The sequence below is a fragment of the Bacteroides sp. AR20 genome, assembly GCF_964250605.1.
Taxonomy (GTDB): Bacteria; Bacteroidota; Bacteroidia; order Bacteroidales; family Bacteroidaceae; genus Bacteroides; species Bacteroides uniformis.
Genome location: NZ_CAXUGK010000010.1, coordinates 106,459 through 125,952, shown reverse-complemented (window position 1 = coordinate 125,952; position 19,494 = coordinate 106,459). Strand labels below are relative to the sequence as shown.

The following is a 19,494-nucleotide window of genomic DNA, read 5'->3' as shown; positions in this document are numbered from 1 at the left end:
TTATCTTGCATACCGCAATATACGTAAGAAATGGACCATGCCACTGGCCAATTGGGCTACCATCTCGCAACAACTGGCTATAAAGTTTGGAAACCGGTTTAAATTATTGTAATTTTACGCTCGTCGGGACGGGTGGTCCCGCCCCTTGGCGCGGGCCGTTCCCCGACCGATGAGTTTTCTAGAGATAAATAATGCGTGACACAGTTTATTTTACACTACCAAAGAAAGAGGGTTGTAGCCCTACTACTATATACGGTACTATACTACCTAGGTGGGTAGTATGTTCAATAGTAGTATATAATTGCTTATATTGTGTTCTTTTCAGTATCTCATTGCTAGTATTAGTTATGAAAGTACTCCTATTTGTAGTTCATTGAAAGTTTTGTGTTTATGGCTTGGTAATGTTCTAGAAACTAAATATGCTTGTATATGTGAAACTTAAAATTTTATAGCTATGAAAGATTCAATGAAAAAAGATGCAAGGGTATGCCTTATACCTGATTATATGGAAACGCACACTATTACCACTTATAGATTAGCAAGTGATAAATTTCTCCGCACATATTTCCCGGAAAGTGCGTATGGGCTTACTCCTTCCATAAAGTTCAAAAGGAGAAAGCGTTAATGATTGGTTCAGAACTGAAAAAGCCAACTTATCCATTTGTTTATAATGGGTCGGTTGGCTTTTTTTATATCCTAATTGGACTTTACTCCCATTTAAAGGAGTAATTTACAATAGTAGTATCTATATCGGTTTCTGTTACATTTCTTTCATTATCAGTAATAACACCGTCACCATTTTTATCTGCAAATGATTGTTTAATAATATTTACATCTGTGTGTATTATAGTACAACTTTCCAAATACCCGTCTTTATTTAGAGTATAGTCAAATTCAAATTTATCTTCATAAGTATATTCAGATTTGCAAGTTTCTTGATAATAATCATCGTCATATTCGCCTTTATCAGTTCCCTTTATGAGTATCTGTTCAGGCAGTTGGTTAGTACGCATACCTATCAGTTCGGGATGTGCGAAAAAAATATAATCATCACCGAACAGATTATAAGTATAAAGAGGAAAATAACCTTTGCAAGTTTTTCCGCTATAAGTATATTCCCAATATTGATTATAGGAAAATTTATCCTCAACAAAACATTTTGTAATCCTATCATTATTCCAAGTATAAGTTGCTGTACATCTACTTATGGAGGTATTGATTAATTGATTAGATGAATTATAGGTATTTTCTGGATTACTGTTATTTATACGTTGGATAATAGTATTGAAACTACTCACTAAATTATTATTATTCAGAAAATAAGTACTTTCGCCAGAATCGCCATCTCCCATAATAGTATTATTCCCCCAAGTAAAACGAGTAGTATATTCTTTACCGTTCCAACTGTCAGTAACAGATGTTAATCGGCCTTTGCTATCGTATGAGAATGTATATATTTCAAGACTACCCTCTGCATTAGTTTTTTTAATCTCCATTAGTCGTTTCTGATTGGTAATAACACCATCATCATTTTTAGTAGGTTTTTCTTCGTCATCACTGCAAGAAGTGAAGTTCTCGCACATTACTACGGCTAATAAAGCCATTCCAATTAATCTAAATGTTTTCATTTTTTTTAATTTTAATATAGTAGCGGTATAGAAATCAGTAGTGGGTATATAAAGCTATATCTTCTTAAAAATCTACCTGCTGAAAATCTGTTCCTATTACTTGGTATTCTCCGCAATCATGAATACAGTTGTATAACACATAGTTTTATTGTTAATAGATATTGTTCAGAACTGAAAAGCCAACTTATCCATTTGTTTATAATGGGTAGGTTGGCTTTTTGTGTATGGTGCTATTTTACCAATTCAAACTTTTCACCTTTTAGTTGGTAGGTATGATTGATAGTATTATTCCAGCCATTAGAACCGAAAACAGCAATAGCCTTGTTCTTTGAATCAAACTTGCACTGCCCATTTTCTAATTCTGTAAATGGTACTTCTGTTTTCCGTATAAAATAACCGTATGAAGTAACATCGTACACATCATAGGCATTTGATTCTCTTGAACCACTTTTATAGCGGTTGATAACAAACTCATCTTCTCCGTCAAAATCAATATCAGAGAAGAAGAAAGGAGAATCATCCGAAAGATATTCTTCACTCTCTAATTTAGCCGTATAATCCAACTCTATTACGGTGTTGTTTGGATATGTGTTACCCTTATCATATAGAATCTTATCAGTCCATTTCTCCGCAAAGTAGTAATATTGTACTCCTTGTTTCTCTAAACAGAATAGGGCATTACCTACCTCGCCATCTTGCAGCCACATTACTTTTACTGTATATCCGTTTATCGGTTGCTTGTACTTTATGTAGATATGTGGCTGATTAAAGCACTCAAATCCCAATGGGACAGAGATTCTTTCTAAGTCTGTCTGATTCTGTCCCTTGCAAACAGTCCAACTTAATAATCCTATAACGATAAACAATGTCTTTTTCATTTCTATCCTTTTGATAATCATCTTTATCTATTGAGGTTATATGTCTTATAGACAATATTCCCGTTTATATCTGTCCCTTCTGTTGTTGTTATTGTTTTCTTTATTGAATCAAATTCTGTCATATAGTTGCTAATCTTGTAAAATGGTGGAGTGGTTATCAGTTCCGCTCCCCCAATATCTATTCGGTAAACGTCATAAGTATTGCAGTATCTTATTGACTGCCTCCAATTATTGATTACAAGTTCTTCTGTGCCGTCAAAATCCAAGTCTTGAAAGAAGAAAGGGGAGTTTTCTGACAGATATTCATCTTTCTGTTTGGGCAAATAATCTATGTTCAAAACCAACCCATCTTTGACCGACTCTTTATTGACATAGTAGAGAATGCTATCGGAGAAACTTTCATTATAAACATAGAACCTACTATATTCTTTTTCAAAGCATAGCAATGCGCTACCCCATATTTCAGTTTCTCTTTCTTTGTCATAACATTCATAGGGCATACACATAACTTTAACAGTATATCCGTTTATCGGCTGTTTGTACTTGATAAAAACTCGTGGTTGGTTGAAACATTCAAAATCCTGCGGAACTGGTGTTTTGTCTGTTTTGCAAGCCACTAAACCAAGCAATCCAATAATGATAAATAGCAATCTTCTCATTATCTTTCATTCATAATATCAACAATCTGTTTAAAAACATCACCTGCCATCAGTCCACCACTTGCAGGTATTTCTTTCTTATTAATGGAAACAATGATACTGTATTTCGGATTATCGGCAGGAAAGTAACCGCAAAATTCTACGGCATATTCACCATTTGAAAGTTGAATTGTTCCCGTTGCTCCGGCTACTTTTACTTTATCTGATTGGGCAGGCTTGGCTAATCCATCAGAAACAGAGTATTCCAATGCTTCTTTTATGGCAGTCTTACTTTTAGCTATGTAATTAAAGAAAGTCAAGTTCTGTAATGGAGTGGTGGGAATGCCATATCCCAAAGGATTATAAACAAGACTTGTGTCTTTTACTTGATAACCGTATTTTGCAAGTGCTTCTGCAAATACTTGTCCGTTCTCAAATGCCTTTTTTACTATTTTGTAGTTGGTGATATTGGATGCTACTCCAAAGCCTTGTTCCACTGTGATTTTCCCATATCCACCCCTATGCCAATTATGGTCGCACAATGTATCTTTGCCAATGGCTAAAATGCCATTACCAACATCTATCGTATCGGATAATTTGATTGCCTTTGTTTCCAATGCTGCCAAAAGTGAAGCGGTACGCACTAATCCCGATTCTTGAAGAATGGAATCAGAACCAACAGAAGCCTTAATTTCTCCCGTCTGTGCTTCCATTACAATAGCTTGCCCTATTGTAGCATTAAGTTCGGACAGCTTATTTTGCAGGATAGAATCAACTCTTACTTGTAAAGTGCTGTCTATGGTAGAAACTTGTTTTGTATTTTGCTTGGTGCAAGCTATGAATGTAGCTATGCTAATTAAAAGGATAACAGTATTTTTCATGGTAGTTTATGTAAATATCATTCATTACTCTTATAAAAGCAATATGCCATTATTGCAATATTTATAATATTGTATAAAATAGTTAGGATAACAGCGACACTATCCCACATACTTTCCCAATGATTAGCCATAAATGCAAGAAATCCAGTGATAAACAGAATCGTACATGCTCCATCCATATCACGTCCATTCTTTATTCCTGCTCTTATTTCAGCTATAATTGCGGAAATAAGGGCTATTCCAGAGTATGTGTATATTCTATAATTACTAATTTCCACCAATGTACAAGATGATATATCAACCCATGAACATACAATATTCCAAGCAATAAGCCCGACTATGAAATAAATGATAGCTGCAATAATCAGACATACAATATATTTGAGAATATCCATAATTATCAAGATATTATTTGTTATTAATCCGCTTATAAACAAGTATAACGGTTTGTCCTCTAAAAGTTCCTCCTATGGTAATTCTACTTAATACACCATTCACTCTATTAGAAACGATTACCACTCCACTTTCACCAAAGCCTTTGTATTCGTAACCATCTTTAGATATTAGAGTAACGGTTTCATTTTTATAAGTAACAGTGGCTTTAGATTCACTAATAAGATGAGCTGTAATGTTTGAAGCACTTACAGTCGTTACTTTCTCATTGTCTATAACTGCATAATCAAACTTGTATTCATCAGCATATAGATTGATACTGAATGCGATTAATATGAATGCTAAGACTTTGAATTTCATACCATACTTCTATTTAATGTGAACACATAGATACTAAAACCAATAATCCAACAATAGTAGCAATTATTGACATACACCCAGTTTGGTTCAGTTCCTTATCCTTGAATCCATTCTCTAAACCATTTCTAATAAAGCAATATGCTAAGAATCCTCCTACAATAATGCCGAAAAGTCCCCATAAGGACATCCCAAAATTAGAAGTTCCACCGTTATCCCATCTACCACGATTACCAATGTCTGCAAATATATATGTAGTATTAAGGAATATCATAGTAAAAAACAATATGCACGTATTTAACTTGTTCATGCTTAACTATTTTAGTTATATATAACTTTGGCTTGAATCATGTTACGTTGTTATCTAAGCTATCTTTTTTCTAACTCCATTGAAGCCATCCTCATACGTGACAAAGTTTCAGAATCTATTCCTGCTCTAAAATCTGTTTCGCTTATCTCGTTTCCATCCTTATCATAACAAGTACGTTGTTGCAATGTACTGTATGTGGCTATTTGGCCATTTTCATAATACATTTTTAAGCAAACAAGAATACCATTGTTTACTTCTATGGATAGGGTTTTTCCATCACTTGACCATGCTGTTCCATCAAAAGCGTTACCTTTTTTGTCATGTACGAACACATTGAATATATTTCCCGATTTTCTATCTTTATCTTCCGTAAAGTCTAATTCATATAGATAGGTTTTACCTATTCCACATGAAACGAGAAGTAACAATAATCCTAATAAATACTTTTTCATAATTGTATTACTTGTTTTTTTATTTCTTTAATTCGTGAATAATAACCAATAGGTAAGATATGCCTTTGACAAGAATTTAGATATTAAAATAATAGTCCTCGGCTACTTTTGCATTATATTTCTTTCCCTCAACAACATATTCACCAACAGCAACAGAATAGAATTTAACCTCGTACATGGTTTCTATTTTCACCCTATAGAATGCTCGTTCACCAATAACTCGAACATACAATATACCTTCTGAAAACATTCCCATATAGTTTCCACCCTCTTTATGGAATTTGAGAGATACTTTCCCTAATTCTTCCCAATTTCCTTGTTGCATATTTTCAGCAATCAAGATTTCTCTTGTTAAGGCGATTGTAGGTTCTGTTACAGACATACAGAAAGCACAAATCAAAATCAATACTTTTTTCATTATAAAATTGTTATGCTTCCCAAATTCCCCGAAGAAAGCGGATAAAAAATAAGGTGTGGGAACTATATTTGTCTTATCCTATAATCAGGCTCTCGCATTGCCCTTGGAACGGATAAAACAATAGCATCCCACACCAATAGACAATATCAAAAGCCCACATAAAAATATGAGAGCAGATATAGCTACAGTGTGGTGCTATTGTTATCATCTTCGTTCCTTTTCAAATTTGCGAGATTTGATTATAGAAGATAATCTCAATAACACCTTTCGTTAAATATGTCCTTTCAGTGTCTTAACGCATTAAGACCTCTGAAATTGCTGCAAAGTTAGCGAAAGGTTTTGAATAGCTAAAGCTAAAACGCTGATAAATGCAGTTTCAAGTGTTCCAAAACATATCTGTAGTAAGTAATTAGGTAGTATCAGCTTCTTTTCTTTGTAATTGCATAAGCAGGTACTTTTTTTGAACGGGAACTATAAGAAGATTTCTTCCCCAAAAAAGTACCCGTAGTTTCTACAGATTGAAAAATGAATATCTTCTATTATATACAAGGTATATAGGTTTACAGTCTAACTAAATAATCAATAAAATCAGTATCTAATCTATATAACTTGATAGCGGTATAAAAATTAGAAGTGGGCATATAAGACGATAATTTTTAAAACTCATACCTACTATCAGTTATAAACATTATAGCTGTTTTTCTGATATTGCAGATTAGTATGGCTGTTCGATGCTTATAAATAATTCCGAGAAATCAACATACTATAAGCTACAAGCCGTATCATGCCTTTTTTAAAAGATAATTTTCTTACGCTTGCACCAGTGCGGAATTAGCTACATTATCGCAATCTGTTTTGCTTGGAATCATGTCCCATCAGATTTATATATAACCATTATTTACAGTTTCTCTTACATTGCAGTTTTTGAAAGTTACTGTATATTAGAGAACGGGACAAAGTTATCTATTTTTGAAAATGGTATGATAACAACAGAAATTTCAAACTTTGTCCCTTTCTAACAGATTAGAAACTCAAACAATCATAAGTATTTAACAGTTCTTCTTGTCTAAGTCCCAAGTATCTTTTAGTTATGGTTACACTGGAATGATTAAACAGTTCCATAAGTTTAACTAAAGCCAATTCAGCATTTTCAGAGGATTCAAATACTTTCCTGCCAAAAGTCTTTCTAAGTGAATGGGTAGAAAAATGGTCTATCTTTAAATTATACTTGACTTTCAGTTCTTTAAGTACAATATTTATCCATTGGATAGAATAGACCTTGTTCTTACCTTTTCCCGATAAAAAACAGAACTCATTCAAGTTCTGAATATCCAAAGCAGTATAACAATCTTTGATATGTTTCTGAAACTCCTTATTAATTCTCACTTCCCTACGTTTGTTTGTTTTCTTTTCAGTAATGGTAAACTTTGCATCATTACTCAAAAGCATTTCCCAAGTAAGTTGCAATAGGTCAGAGATGCGTAAACCAAAAAATATGCCACACCCAACAAGCAGGCTTATCCTATAGTTCTTATCTCGATATAATTTTCTCACCAAGTTTGTAGCACTGTCCCACTGTAGGCGGTCACTTGTTGTATAACTGTTCTTCAAACTCATATTGTTTCAATTTTGTAGGTTTAACTATAAAAGTGAAAGTAAATTCGGAAATCATTCTGTAATAGTCTGATTATCAAATTACTTTCACTTCTATTAGAAAGTGTAACTAAGATTGCACATAAATAAAGATAGATATAATCAGTATCAATAAAAAAGGATTGATAACACCAATTATTATTAGTAGCAATACTACTAGTATGCTCCATAGTACTAGTTTTCCATTATCATTCATTCTGTAGTATTTTTAAGTTATTAAAAAAGAAAGGACACCTAATAAGTAGATGTCCTCTCATTGATTAGCTTAGCCCAAGAACCAAGAATATTTATTATCCAGTCCTTGCAATACATTGTTCAGTCCAACACTTACCTCTGTAGCATTTACCCCACGTTGTAAATAGCTGTCTATGTAGCTGTTTTTGTTTGACTGTGTGAGTAAATTATGAAAATCAAAAAGGGATATAGCATTATCTTTCACTCCAAATACTTCATTTGTGTAATAATCACGACACACACTATTTATTTGGCTGTCAGTGATTAGAAGTCTTGGTATTGCTTTCTGTCTTGCTGGTGAAAGTGCCTGGTACATTCTCATTCTGCCTACCACTTGTGCAAACTGTGTTTCAGATAGATAAGTATCTGATAATGTCTGCATCAAATGTATTTCTTTGGCAGCATTGAAGCCGTTAAGCAATTCCAGTACATTTCTGTAAAGTTCATTGATATTGGTTACTTCCATGTTGAACCTCACACCCTCACCAGTAAGAATCTGATTAGAGCAAATTCTCATTCTCCAGCCAATAAAGACGGAAAACTTTTCTAAGCCTTTGGAAGAACGGTACAGATTCAAGTCACTGTAATTTCTTACCCCACCTATGCACAGTTCAAGTTTTTGTCCTCTTATCGTTTCAAAAATGGTTGGAACAGTAAAAGCAAAAGCAAGTCTTTGATAGAATTGTGTCTTTTCACATTCTAACAGTTCACTTGCTTTCTTACCAAGCGCGGACGGTATTCTGCCACGTACTATGTGTGAAACTCGTATTTCGGGAAAGCTCACCTTTTCACCTGCATAGAATGAACTTGCAGCCTCATGCACACAAGAAATAAAGTCTTGGTGTGAAATGGTTGATTCCAAGTTAGCCCAAGTAGGCACAACACATTTGTTTGCAAGTTCTTCCAGTGTGATAGAATCCGTATTAGCTTCCAAGAAAGTAATACTTGGCTTTGCAGTTTCTTCCACAATTATAGTAGCTTCTTCTGCATACTCACCTAAATTCAAAGTTCTTTTCTCCGTTGGCATGATAACTAAATTATTCATATTGATAAAAGTTTAAATGATTAATAATTCTTTTTTATATCAATATACAGAGGGGGACTAAAGGGGTAGTACACAGTAAAGGCAGGCACTCTTATATATTTAAGGTTACTGGCTGAATGGAGAGGGGGCTTTCTGTACTAAGTACCTTATATATTTGTTCTCTTGACTTTCAGCAAAACTGCATATAGGTGATTAGCTAGTTTAGTCAAGCATGACGGAATACTGTATATCTTCTTTCTTCTTGTTATTTATATTCAGCACTTTAGCTATATACTCCAAAGTTATTTCTTCGGAAGTTATTCTATTAGTTAGCAAACTCCTAATTTCTTCATCTTTCATATAAACCAGTTTACAAGCTAGTTCAGCAAGCAATCTGTTTCTTCTTCTGACACTGCCATCTTCCATTACTGTTATTTCATCGTTTCTGTCTGGTGGAACAACACCGTTATCAATGCACCAGTCATAAATAATATGATAGATTCTTGTATCTGTATCATCTTTCTTAAAATCTGGAATAATGGACTTGTTCAGTATCAGCAAACCATTAGTTATATATTTTATCTGTCCTGCATTGACTGCCATTTCCAGATATTTATTTAATGTCTTTGTATCAATGCCCAGTTTTTTAGAAAGTTCCGTTTTGTTAAGCCCATCCAGATACGGACTTTCACTTATATACTTGTTCGTTTCCTTTTTACATATTGTCTTTAATTTAAGCAAGAAGTTCTTTAATTTAGTTCGTTCACTGGCTTTTGCTATGTTCATATCATCATTAAAGAAACTGTTATAGATATAGAAGAAGTCTTCATTACATTTTGCCACATGATATTTATTGTACGTCTTGTAGCTTCCCTCTGCTATCACATTGTTACTTATTACTTTATCAATAAGATTCTTATTCTTCTTTAGCCTTTCAACGCTTCTTTTTACAGTGCTTAATGATATGCCTAGTTTTTCGGAAATCTCCTTTTCTGTAACATTATCCGCAATGGAAGTTTTATAATTCATCCTTGATTTTATATAGGCATATACTATGGCATCCATATTATCTATATTATTAATGTCTTTTGTCAGTGTCGTATATTGTTGTTCCATTGTGCGCAAACGGTTGGTTATTTGATTCTTCTTGGTATATGTTATAAATCTCTCCGTTTTTCAGAGCCTTGTTGTATTTACGTGTTCCACCTAGATACCGCTTCAATTCCTTTCTGGTATTGAACAGTCTGTTGTTGTATATCATCATAATGTTACGTTTTTATCATTAGTTACTTATCTACGAAAGCTAGAAATTTGATAATGAAGTGCGAAGCACTGAATTATCTAAGTTGTAATGTTAGTATTGTAGTAATGTATAGAGTATCATTTTTCCCCTATACTTGGTGTCAAATTTCCCATAGACTACGGTTCATTTTTCCTTAGTACCACTTTACTAAGACTATCTTTAAAAAACATCTGTAATTTACTTCCTTGTGTTATCTGGCTGGCTATGTATGCCGGAACAAGTATTATATGCAGTTCTTGATGCTGCCTTATAGAAAGGCTTTGACAGTCATACATTATGAGGTTGCCAATCATCCAGTTTAAAGTAGAATGTAATTCTACGCTTGTTTATCTGCTTCTTTTTCTTTAGAAAGCCGTTCATTTTAGCCCATATACCAACAGCTACCTTATTGCCGGTAATGCCATCCTTGAAAGCCATTTCCTTTAATTGTTCAAACGTGTAATACTCCATAATTGAATTGTTTTAGGTTAGTTTCATTATATACTGTAAAATCTATAGTGCTTGAATTACTCTAGGCGGTTCTGGTTATACCTCTGCTCGTGGTAATTCCAATCTTTTTATCTCTGTACGATTATACTCACCTCTGGGCGGTGTACCTAATCAAAGGAACACTTTCTATAGCCAGCTTACCTATATCTCCATATTGCCGTTATTTTCTTCTGTAAGCAAGCTAACAGACAAGAATAGTGACTTTATGCACTTCTTTTGTCAATAGTTTATATTTATGGCTATTGACGGATAGGCGATATTCGGAATAGATAGTTAAATGGTTGTATATTAGCGACTAGCGGATATATTGAAGTAGGTGCTATATAACTTGATTAGTAGGTAAAAAACGGCAATAAAAAAAGGCAGTCAGTTACCCGGTTGTCTTTGTGTCCTCTAGAGTATCAGATTCATTAGCTAGATAAGTGGTTACAGTAGTACTACTAGTGTTTTAATAGTACATTGATTTTAGTACTGGATTGGAATAGATTACTACTACTAGTTGATAAAAATGTCTTATAGTACTTTTTAGTATGTGGTTCATATTATGCCTAACAAGACGTTTTTGTTAATATATGATAATCTAATGGTGCAAAATTACCACACATATAGATATATTACATACCTTTGTAATGCTGATACGGCGGCATTTGCTTTAGCGGTAATTTTGCCGTATAACATTTTAATACATATTTATTATGAATCAGAATTTAAACGTGTCAGCTAAAACATTTGTACAGGTTATCAATGAAGGTCGCCAAAAGCAAGCCGATTTGTGTGGAAGGTGGTTTTCTGCTAAAGAAACTGGTGAACAGCTAATCCGAAAAGCGGAACAGTATCTGGAAGCCTATAGAAAGTATGTTGAATTTTTGGAGAAAGTTGTAAAACTGAATCCTAACGATTTGGATATGGAACTGAATCTTTCCAAATTTGATAGCATATTGCAGGATGCTTCACCAGAAGTTAGAGAAGCCTTTCTTTCCAAATACCGCAACTAATGTTTTAGGCTACTACTTCGGTGGTAGCCTTTTTAATTTATAAGGCATGAATATAACAGAATACGCAGAGAATTTATTTAATCTGGCATATAGCCAAGAAATGATAGATTTCATTACTAATCTAGGCGATACTAGTAGTGATGAATGGCGTATGAAAGTTACTGCCATACGAGGATATTACTTCTTTGTATTCTATAAGAATACTAACCAGTTCTTTATAGTAGGATATATGAGAAGAGGTAATAATACTACCGACTTTGTTTATATCAATTTGAATAATACCTTTATTCTATCGCAGCATTTGTTATCCAGATTCCGTAAAAGAGTAGTGGCAAATGGCATAAAGTATGATTTAAGAGGTCGGATGTTCGATATACTGGAACACTCCATACAGACGCTTATTAATATCAATGAAGAAATGTATCTATGTAACACTGGCATATCAGATAAATATAACGATAATTATTTTGCTTGGACTAAATTCGGACTAATACCAGTAATAAGATATAGCGATATTGTGTTTTGTGGTACTACGTTCATATCTGTAGATATGTTGAATGAGAAGCAAAAGGAGTTATGGGATAGTGTTCACTCCAAGTTGCTAGAACATAACTTATTGAAAGAATAACCAGTTTATCCTGCCACATTTTCCCACGTATTATGTAATGTATAATAGATAGTACTTTTGTACACTAAGTAACAAGATGGTTAAATAAATACTAAGAATAGAACGACAAGAGTATCGGCATCTGCTATGAGGGTGGGCTCGACGAGAATGGTGTCCCTGCCGATACACGTACCTATGCGCAGAAATGCTCTTTGCTCGACTTGCTCCGGCAGCTGAAGACCGACTATCCCAATGCCCGTATTTCAGGGCATCGGCAACTCAGTTCCTCTATCCATAAGGCTTGTCCTTGTTTTGACGCCAAAAGCGAATACGAGACAATTAAAAATTAATTTTCTCCACGTATCCTATCGGCATGTCCACATGTGCGCAGCCCAGCATATCCAGCCGGACTGCCACTTTGCTTTTTCCCCCTATCATGACCAGTTCTCCCTCCAATCCGGCAAGGGGGCCTTTTATTACTTTCACGGCATCACCTGCTGCCAGAGGTGTACTGCAAATCTCTACAGCCTCCGGGCTATAATCCAGCATAAAGCGGAAACGTTCCATCTGTTCCTCGGGAATGACGGCGGGACGGCTTTCACCGCGCAATACCATGTATCGACTGATAGCTTGTAAGGTAAGCGGCAGGGGGCGTTCCTGCGGAGTGACATGCACGAAAATCATCATCGGGATGACCAGGCGGTCCACTTTCTTGCGCCGGTCGCTCCATTGGCGTATTTCGCTTTGTATGGGTAGGTAGCATTCCACTCCCATAGCTTTCAGCCGTTCGGCAGTCTTCTTTTCCAGACAAGACTGCACGTATGCCACCAGCCATTGGCGACGAGGAATAATATGAGGGGTGATATCAGTATGGTTCATGTAAAATCCTTTAAAGGTGTATTTCTATGGTTCATAAATAGTTGAGGTTCGGGCGCGCTACGCGGTCGCCTGTCACATTGGAGGGGCGGGGTTAATTAAAAATTAGAAATTAAAAATTAGACACTCGATTATTTACTCTCAACTCTTAATAGCTAGTCGCTAACTCAACTGTATCCGTATTTCTTACCGTAGCCGTAATACTTTCCGTATTTACCATAGCCGTAGTAATAACCGTATTTTTTCTTCTTCATATCGATTCCGTTGACTACTGTGCATAAGTTGGGGAGGCGATGATGCTCCTGAAGCTCGTTGATGAGCTGGTAATCAGTCTTATGCGTATAATCTGCACGACAGACGTAGATGCTGGCGTCCGCTACGCGCGAAAGGATGAGCGTGTCGGTCACCATGCCGATAGGGGCTGTATCCAGTACGATATAGTCATATTCTTTGCGTAATGTACTGATGGTGTCTTCCAGTGACTGGCGTGCCAGTAGTTCCGTAGGATTGGGTGGGATGGGACCGCCCAATAGCAAGTCAAGGTTGGAAGTTATGCCGGAAGGCTGTATCAGCGCATGCAAGTCCGTAGATTGAGGAGCAGCAAGATATTGCGTGATTCCCTTTTCTTTGTGTGAAAGATGGAATATCTTGTTCAATCCCGGTTTGCGTATATCCAATCCTACCAGAATGACCTTTTTGCCGAGCAGTGCCAAGCTGACGGCAAGATTGGAAGCCATGAATGTCTTACCTTCACCGCTTATGGTGGAGGTGACGAGGATTACTTTCTTGTCCGGGTCACCCATGATGAAGAGCAGGTTGGTGCGCAGGCTACGGAAAGTTTCTGCCATGATATTATTGTCGTTTTCGCGGACGGCGATAGTCGGTGTTCCATTTTTACCAGCATCGGTAAGAGGTATGTCACCAATAATGGGGACGGTTGTAAGCTTTTCCACGTCGGTGTGCCCTTCGATACGAAAACGGAGTAGGTTGAGGAGGTAGATGATGCTTATGGGGATGCCTATACCGATGACAAGAGCAATTATGTAAATTAGTTTGCCTTTAGGAGAGACGATACCGCCAGGGATGGGCTCTTCGATAATCCGTCCATTATTGGCGGTGGCGGCCAGTGTAATGGCATTTTCCTCACGTTTCTGCAACAACATGATGTAAAGGGTGGCTTTGATTTCCTGCTGGCGGGAAATGGTCATAAATTCTTGCTCTTGCTTGGGGGCATTGCTGATGCGGCTTTCGTATTTGCGCGATTGCCGGTCGATATTGTTCCGTGTGATTTGCAGTCCTTTCAGTACACTGTTCACCGTAGTTTTCACATTGTGGCGCATGGCTTCGATACCCGTATTTAGATTGATAATGGCGGGGTTACTTTCTGATGAAGTGCGGAGCAGACGCTTACGCTCTACGACGAGATTATTGTATTTCTCAATGGCAGATGCCAGGTTGACATCGCTCAAGCCTACATTGGCAGGGATGACTTCGTCATTATTGTCGGGGTTATTGATATAGTCGCGTAGATAAGTCACTAAATTGATTTGAGTGGCGTTTTCGGCATATTGCTGTTCGTATTTGGAGCTTTCCTGCAGGGCAAGCTGTGCATCGCTGCTGAGGTCGGTCAGACCGGCACGTTGTTTGAATGCCGCCAACTCATTTTCAGTCGTACCCAGCTCGTTGTTGATAATGCCTATACGCTCTTCAATGAAGTCAGCGCTTTTCTGTGCTACTTCATTCTTTTCGGTGTTGGTGTCTATATTATAGACTGCTATCAAATCATTGATGAAGTCAATGGCCCGCTGTACATTCGTATTCTTTAGGCTGACAGCTGCAATAGTACTAGTTTTAGAAGTAGGCTCTATGGTGAGGGCAGAACTGTAGCCAATGGCTACGGCAGTAGGTTTGCTGATGGTGACTTTTAACTTGATGGGTTAGGTCGGGATTGACAAAGAGTCTCTGCCCGAGATGGTGATTACACCGATGGGAAGCGGCAGAATAGCGGGGAGTTTGTCAAAAGACTTTTGTGCTTTCTGCTTCTCGTTGTCTTGTGTGTAACTGACTTCGGCAGACAGTTTGCCGAGTGTATCGTAAGTCAGGTCCAATAGAATGTTTTCATCCAGTTTATCTGCCTCCTCGGCAGTCATGAAGACGTCAAAGGGAGTATCTTTATAAAGTGGAATATCGTAACCGAATGGCTGTTTTTGTGCTATGTTTATATAAAGATTCAGGTGTGATACGACTTTCTTGATGAGCGTGCGTGATTTTAGGATTTCCACTTCATTGTCAAAATTGCTGGTCATGGAAAACATACCGAAATCCTGCATAGCGGCTAAAGCATTGTTAGCGCTCTTCTTATTGTCATCTTCTTTAATAAGTACAGAAGAGGCTACTTCGTATACAGGAGCCTGATAGCGTAGATAAATGAAGGCGAGAGCCATGCATATCAGTATACTTGCAATAAACCAGGGCCAGTGGATGACATATTTAAAAAAGAGGGCTTGAAAATCTGTCTTTTCCTCTTTCTCATCAAAAAGGTCATCGTATAAATCTTCTTTCATCGATATGTAGGGATTAATGATTAGCGTTTAACTTTTAACTTTTAATTATCTTGCTATCGTCACAATCAAGCTTGCCAGCGAAACGAGTGTACCTACTACGGAGAACCAGATGGTGGTGCTGTTGCTGATACTGGCATTTTTAGCTTTGGTCTTGTTTGGAGTGACATAAAGAATGTCATTTTGTTGCAGATAATAATAAGGAGAATGAAGGATATTTTGCTCATTTAGATTCAAGCTTATGATATTCCGCTGTCCGTTATTGTCTTCGCGGATAAGCTTGACGTTACTGCGTATACCGTAGACCGTCATGTCTCCTGCCATGGCGAGTGCCTCAAAGAGATTTACTTTCTCGTTGTTGATGGTAAATGTACCGGGATGGTTCACTTCTCCGATAACTGATATTTTGTAGTTGGACATGCGTACGGTGACGATGGGAGTCTCTTTGAGGTAAGGGCGAAGTTGCTCACGAACCAGTTTTTCCGCTGCGGTTTTAGTCAATCCGCCTATCTTTAATTTACCTATGACGGGAAAGTCTATCTCACCTTCATTATTGACCAGGTATTGCTGTAGGGTGGGCTGTGATGTGACATAGGTACTATTGGCTTGAGCCACATTGATAGAGGTCTGCATGGTTAGGTTGAACGGTGCCGCTGCTTGCGGGTCGCTAGTGTTGACCGTGATGCTCAACAGGTCTTTCGGCTGAATGCGTGCATCATAGAGGGTATCCTGCTGGTTTACTTCATTAATGACAATTTCCTTATAACCCTTATCTGTAAGTGATTCGTAGCTTTGCAAATAAGGTACTCTTTTATAGGATTGGCAACTTGCCAATGTAAATGCCACCATTAGGATAGTTATGCTTTTCTTGTTTTTCATCACTATGTCTTTTTTATTTTAATTCTCATTTTTTTATTTTAATAGGCTTCCTTCTCGCCCCGGACGGCATTTCTGACTGTCTTGTATATGATGTACAAATCCAATAGGAAAGTCCAGTGTTCCAGGTACCAGACATCACGCTGTACACGTCCCTCCATCTGCCAGAGTTCTTTGGTTTCACCACGGTAGCCGGTGACTTGGGCCCAACCGGTGATGCCGGGCTTTACCAGATGTCTGACCATATATTTGTCGATAAGGTGTGAATATTCTTCAGTGTGTTTCAGCATATGGGGGCGTGGCCCTACAACGGACATTTGTCCCAATAATACATTGATGAATTGGGGAAGTTCGTCAATACTGGTTTTACGGATGAAATCTCCGATTTTTGTTTTGCGCGGGTCATTGGCTGTGGCTTGTAGTTTGTCACTATCTATGTTGACACGCATTGAGCGAAATTTGTAACACCAGAATTCTTTTCCGTTTTCTCCGCTTCGTTTTTGTTTGAAGAAGATGGGGCCGGAAGAAGATAGCTTGATGGTTGTACCTATGATGATATAGACAAAGGGAAATACGGTACAAAGGAAAGAGAGGGAGAAAAAGAGGTCGAAGGCTCTTTTCAGCAGACGATTTTCCATTTGTGTCAAAGGTTCCTCACGGATAGTTAGTACGGGAATATTGCCGAACAGCTCGAAGTGCATGCGGCGATGCAGGTAATTGCGGATATTAGGCACACTGTAGAAGCGAATCAAGTGATTCTCGCAATAGTTGATGATAGGAACTATCTCATGACTGCGTGCAGAGGGTAGACAGCAATAGACTTGCTCTATATGATGTTGCTGTAAATAAGTGACGACTTCTTTAGGTTGACCTAAATAGGGGATACTTTCAGGAAAATCATTGGAGGGTAAATCGCAGAAATAGCCGCTAATGCGGAAACCGGTAGTAGGATCTCCTGCCATTTCTTGATAAAGTTCGGCCATATTCTTGTTGCTACCAACCAGAACGACAGTACGTGAATTACCTCCATATTCCCTATATCTTTTGAGAAGATACCGAAACATAAGTCTATAAACAGCAAGACAGATAAAAAATATACCATAAAAACAAGCGAAAAAGCGGAGTGAACTGGTGCCGATTTCCGCTAGAGTAGCCAGACTTATAAATAAGGCTGCGTGGAAAATCGTGTTGCGGAAAGCTCGACGTACAATTCGTTCTGGTCGTACAATGCGTTCATGCAGTATGACTCCGTTAGAATAATTGCAAAGTAGATAGACGAGATTTAATAATACCAATAACTGTGGCAATGAATGTGTAAATTCATTGCCCAGTGTTTGGTAGTCAAAAATGTGATATAGCGAGATGAAAATGATGTTCAGTAAGCATAAGTCGCCAAAGATAATGACGAACTTAATCACTTTATTGAAATGGAGAACTTGTTTCATAATTCACACTAATTCAATAGCTTTTTGCTCTCTCAATGGTATGGAAAGAGAAAAACCTGTTCATTTCTGTTTGTTTAATAATTCTCTTACTTACAAGGTAATGGATACCAATACTCTCTTACTTACAAGGTAAGAGGTCGTGTTTTATTTAGAAGATAATCTTATAAATCAGCCATTAAAAGGTGTTTTACATTAAAAGACTATATATGTAATTAAAATGTAAAACGATATTTTATCTCATAATTAAATTTAATTTTTGAATTAAAAATAGATGTGTTTATGTAAATATATAAGACTGAAATACAAGTGGCTGCAATGTGTCTTATATCTATATATGAGATAAATATGAATTAAAAAATAAATCTATTTTTTACGATTGTAGTAATCTTTTTCATATCTTTGCAGCCACAAAATATATTCTCTTACCTTGTAAGTAAGAGAATAAAATTGACGAATAAAAGTACTCCTATACAAATAGGAATACTTTTACAAATTCTTGCTTTTAGGGCTTTTTCTTTTTGTTTGGATGAATTGTCGCAATCACTTTTTTATTTGCTTTACTCATCGCATTGTTGTCAAAAGAAGCGAGGTAAACATGAGTTACCTTTTCAGAAGTATGTCCTAAGCTTTCACTAATCACAGAAATGGCCACTCCTTCGTCTTTGGCAGTGGTGGCCCAGCTATGGCGGGCTACATAAGATGTTAATGGAATGCTTAACCGTAACATCTTCGAAAGTGTGTGTAAATGTTGGTTGTAGAGCCGTAAAGCACTTTTGTATTGTCTGTAACCATCTTCCCCGGTCAGTGATAATATCAGTAGCAAATAGGGGGAAGAGGCGGCTTCGTTTTTATACCTATTTATAATCTGTGCGACATACGACTCTATATGTACGGACAATTGCTGACGGGTCTTATGGCGGTAATAATAAATGGTATTGTGCTTGACATCCGTTTTGCGGAGATGTACAAGGTCTACGAACGGAATGCCTCGTAAGTAAAAACTTAACAGAAACATGTCGCGGCTGAAACGCAAGGCGGGTTTCTTCTCCAAATCAAGATTTACCAAGCGCCGGATTAGTAAAGGAGAGATGGCCCGTTTGGCGGTAGGCTCATAGCCAGTGAATACATAGGCGAACAAATCGTCTATACTGTGTGTGAATGGAATGCCTTGTTCGGCAGCTTGGTGAGAGATGGAACGGAGCATACGCATATAGGTGGATATGGTATTATGGCGCCGCCCTTCGCCGAGCAGCCGGTCTTCGTATTGCTTGATGAGGCTGGGGGTGAGATCTGCAAAAGTGATGGAACGGTGGCCGATGAAGCGGAAAAAGCTGTTCACTGTACTGGTATATATACCGGATGTACTGTATCGTCCGGCTTGTTTTGTCCGCTGTATCAGGGAAGCGGAAAAATTATGTATAGTATTCATAATCTGAATTTTAATATTTTAAATACATATAAAACAACCTTGAGCAT

At 37.1% G+C, this 19,494-nt stretch carries 18 protein-coding genes and 2 pseudogenes; 3 read left to right on the top strand and 17 right to left on the bottom strand.

The genetic code is table 11. The features are described from left to right. Positions 1–707 precede the first annotated feature (707 nt). The 12 genes from ACESTD_RS07590 to ACESTD_RS07535 all read right to left on the bottom strand — a co-directional run bounded on the left by ACESTD_RS07590 (position 708) and on the right by ACESTD_RS07535 (position 10,619). Entirely contained in the window at positions 708–1,628 is a 921-nt protein-coding gene (locus ACESTD_RS07590) for a DUF4595 domain-containing protein (RefSeq protein WP_005837392.1), read from the bottom strand. 230 nt (positions 1,629–1,858) lie between these two features. Beyond that, entirely contained in the window at positions 1,859–2,506 is a 648-nt protein-coding gene (locus tag ACESTD_RS07585) for a hypothetical protein (protein ID WP_032595166.1), read from the bottom strand. A gap of 23 nt (positions 2,507–2,529) precedes the next feature. Next, positions 2,530–3,165, bottom strand: a complete 636-nt coding sequence (locus ACESTD_RS07580; protein WP_005837390.1) for a hypothetical protein — start codon at positions 3,163–3,165, stop codon at positions 2,530–2,532. After that, positions 3,165–4,025, bottom strand: a complete 861-nt coding sequence (locus ACESTD_RS07575) for a penicillin-binding transpeptidase domain-containing protein (RefSeq protein ID WP_005837388.1) — start codon at positions 4,023–4,025, stop codon at positions 3,165–3,167. The genes ACESTD_RS07580 and ACESTD_RS07575 overlap by 1 nt, the downstream gene beginning before the upstream one ends. 17 nt (positions 4,026–4,042) lie before the next feature. Next, entirely contained in the window at positions 4,043–4,420 is a 378-nt protein-coding gene (locus ACESTD_RS07570) for a hypothetical protein (protein ID WP_005837387.1), read from the bottom strand. Positions 4,421–4,433: 13 nt separating this feature from the next. Beyond that, positions 4,434–4,778: a hypothetical protein gene (locus ACESTD_RS07565; protein ID WP_005837386.1), complete on the bottom strand. Its 345-nt coding sequence runs from the start codon at positions 4,776–4,778 to the stop codon at positions 4,434–4,436. Between the two features lie 366 nt (positions 4,779–5,144). After that, a complete protein-coding gene (locus ACESTD_RS07560; protein ID WP_005837384.1) occupies positions 5,145–5,537 on the bottom strand; it encodes a hypothetical protein in 393 nt (130 codons plus the stop codon). Between the two features lie 76 nt (positions 5,538–5,613). Beyond that, the gene (locus tag ACESTD_RS07555) at positions 5,614–5,955 is read right to left on the bottom strand and encodes a hypothetical protein (protein ID WP_005837383.1); all 342 of its coding nucleotides are present in this window, start codon (positions 5,953–5,955) and stop codon (positions 5,614–5,616) included. Positions 5,956–6,978: 1,023 nt separating this feature from the next. Then, a complete protein-coding gene (locus ACESTD_RS07550) occupies positions 6,979–7,572 on the bottom strand; it encodes a tyrosine-type recombinase/integrase (RefSeq protein WP_373158746.1) in 594 nt (197 codons plus the stop codon). A 301-nt stretch (positions 7,573–7,873) separates the two neighbouring features. Next, complete coding sequence (locus ACESTD_RS07545; protein WP_005837380.1) at positions 7,874–8,887, bottom strand: DUF3871 family protein; 1,014 nt, start codon at positions 8,885–8,887, stop codon at positions 7,874–7,876. Between the two features lie 201 nt (positions 8,888–9,088). Next, the gene (locus ACESTD_RS07540; RefSeq protein ID WP_005837379.1) at positions 9,089–9,931 is read right to left on the bottom strand and encodes a winged helix-turn-helix transcriptional regulator; all 843 of its coding nucleotides are present in this window, start codon (positions 9,929–9,931) and stop codon (positions 9,089–9,091) included. 505 nt (positions 9,932–10,436) lie between these two features. Beyond that, on the bottom strand, positions 10,437–10,619 hold the full coding sequence (locus ACESTD_RS07535; protein ID WP_005837375.1) for a hypothetical protein: 183 nt from the start codon (positions 10,617–10,619) through the stop codon (positions 10,437–10,439). 734 nt (positions 10,620–11,353) lie between these two features. Between ACESTD_RS07535 and ACESTD_RS07530 the strand changes: the two genes are divergently transcribed. From ACESTD_RS07530 to ACESTD_RS07520, 3 genes and pseudogenes are all read left to right on the top strand, one after another. Further along, positions 11,354–11,653 (top strand): hypothetical protein, encoded by a 300-nt coding sequence (locus ACESTD_RS07530; protein WP_005837374.1) that lies wholly within the window; start codon positions 11,354–11,356, stop codon positions 11,651–11,653. A 46-nt stretch (positions 11,654–11,699) separates the two neighbouring features. After that, entirely contained in the window at positions 11,700–12,281 is a 582-nt protein-coding gene (locus ACESTD_RS07525; protein ID WP_005837373.1) for a hypothetical protein, read from the top strand. A gap of 101 nt (positions 12,282–12,382) precedes the next feature. After that, positions 12,383–12,610 (top strand): annotated as a pseudogene (locus tag ACESTD_RS07520) (N-acetylmuramoyl-L-alanine amidase); the annotation flags it as partial. On the opposite strand, the gene ACESTD_RS07515 reads toward ACESTD_RS07520, so the two are convergent. The 5 genes and pseudogenes from ACESTD_RS07515 to ACESTD_RS07495 all read right to left on the bottom strand — a co-directional run bounded on the left by ACESTD_RS07515 (position 12,600) and on the right by ACESTD_RS07495 (position 19,447). Continuing rightward, positions 12,600–13,139, bottom strand: a complete 540-nt coding sequence (locus tag ACESTD_RS07515; RefSeq protein ID WP_329779310.1) for a UpxY family transcription antiterminator — start codon at positions 13,137–13,139, stop codon at positions 12,600–12,602. The pseudogene ACESTD_RS07520 and the gene ACESTD_RS07515 sit on opposite strands and share 11 nt — an antisense overlap. A gap of 164 nt (positions 13,140–13,303) precedes the next feature. Then, positions 13,304–15,700 (bottom strand): annotated as a pseudogene (locus tag ACESTD_RS07510) (GumC family protein). Positions 15,701–15,745: 45 nt separating this feature from the next. Then, entirely contained in the window at positions 15,746–16,576 is an 831-nt protein-coding gene (locus ACESTD_RS07505) for a polysaccharide biosynthesis/export family protein (protein ID WP_022401529.1), read from the bottom strand. 38 nt (positions 16,577–16,614) lie between these two features. Next, positions 16,615–18,018, bottom strand: coding sequence for an undecaprenyl-phosphate glucose phosphotransferase (locus tag ACESTD_RS07500; RefSeq protein WP_005836137.1), 1,404 nt, complete (start codon positions 18,016–18,018; stop codon positions 16,615–16,617). Positions 18,019–18,520: 502 nt separating this feature from the next. After that, entirely contained in the window at positions 18,521–19,447 is a 927-nt protein-coding gene (locus ACESTD_RS07495; protein ID WP_373158747.1) for a tyrosine-type recombinase/integrase, read from the bottom strand. Positions 19,448–19,494 lie beyond the last annotated feature (47 nt).

Excerpts from the sequence above, each read along its gene's own strand:
- ACESTD_RS07505 (WP_022401529.1), bottom strand. The coding sequence starts at position 16,576 with ATGAAAAACAAGAAAAGCATAACTATCCTAATGGTGGCATTTACATTG.
- ACESTD_RS07580 (WP_005837390.1), bottom strand. The coding sequence starts at position 3,165 with ATGAGAAGATTGCTATTTATCATTATTGGATTGCTTGGTTTAGTGGCT.
- ACESTD_RS07495 (WP_373158747.1), bottom strand. The coding sequence starts at position 19,447 with ATGAATACTATACATAATTTTTCCGCTTCCCTGATACAGCGGACAAAA.
- ACESTD_RS07515 (WP_329779310.1), bottom strand. The coding sequence starts at position 13,139 with ATGAACCATACTGATATCACCCCTCATATTATTCCTCGTCGCCAATGG.
- ACESTD_RS07585 (WP_032595166.1), bottom strand. The coding sequence starts at position 2,506 with ATGAAAAAGACATTGTTTATCGTTATAGGATTATTAAGTTGGACTGTT.
- ACESTD_RS07555 (WP_005837383.1), bottom strand. The coding sequence starts at position 5,955 with ATGAAAAAAGTATTGATTTTGATTTGTGCTTTCTGTATGTCTGTAACA.
- ACESTD_RS07550 (WP_373158746.1), bottom strand. The coding sequence starts at position 7,572 with ATGAGTTTGAAGAACAGTTATACAACAAGTGACCGCCTACAGTGGGAC.
- ACESTD_RS07575 (WP_005837388.1), bottom strand. The coding sequence starts at position 4,025 with ATGAAAAATACTGTTATCCTTTTAATTAGCATAGCTACATTCATAGCT.
- ACESTD_RS07590 (WP_005837392.1), bottom strand. The coding sequence starts at position 1,628 with ATGAAAACATTTAGATTAATTGGAATGGCTTTATTAGCCGTAGTAATG.
- ACESTD_RS07500 (WP_005836137.1), bottom strand. The coding sequence starts at position 18,018 with ATGAAACAAGTTCTCCATTTCAATAAAGTGATTAAGTTCGTCATTATC.
- ACESTD_RS07565 (WP_005837386.1), bottom strand. The coding sequence starts at position 4,778 with ATGAAATTCAAAGTCTTAGCATTCATATTAATCGCATTCAGTATCAAT.
- ACESTD_RS07530 (WP_005837374.1), top strand. The coding sequence starts at position 11,354 with ATGAATCAGAATTTAAACGTGTCAGCTAAAACATTTGTACAGGTTATC.
- ACESTD_RS07540 (WP_005837379.1), bottom strand. The coding sequence starts at position 9,931 with ATGGATGCCATAGTATATGCCTATATAAAATCAAGGATGAATTATAAA.
- ACESTD_RS07545 (WP_005837380.1), bottom strand. The coding sequence starts at position 8,887 with ATGAATAATTTAGTTATCATGCCAACGGAGAAAAGAACTTTGAATTTA.
- ACESTD_RS07570 (WP_005837387.1), bottom strand. The coding sequence starts at position 4,420 with ATGGATATTCTCAAATATATTGTATGTCTGATTATTGCAGCTATCATT.
- ACESTD_RS07525 (WP_005837373.1), top strand. The coding sequence starts at position 11,700 with ATGAATATAACAGAATACGCAGAGAATTTATTTAATCTGGCATATAGC.
- ACESTD_RS07560 (WP_005837384.1), bottom strand. The coding sequence starts at position 5,537 with ATGAAAAAGTATTTATTAGGATTATTGTTACTTCTCGTTTCATGTGGA.
- ACESTD_RS07535 (WP_005837375.1), bottom strand. The coding sequence starts at position 10,619 with ATGGAGTATTACACGTTTGAACAATTAAAGGAAATGGCTTTCAAGGAT.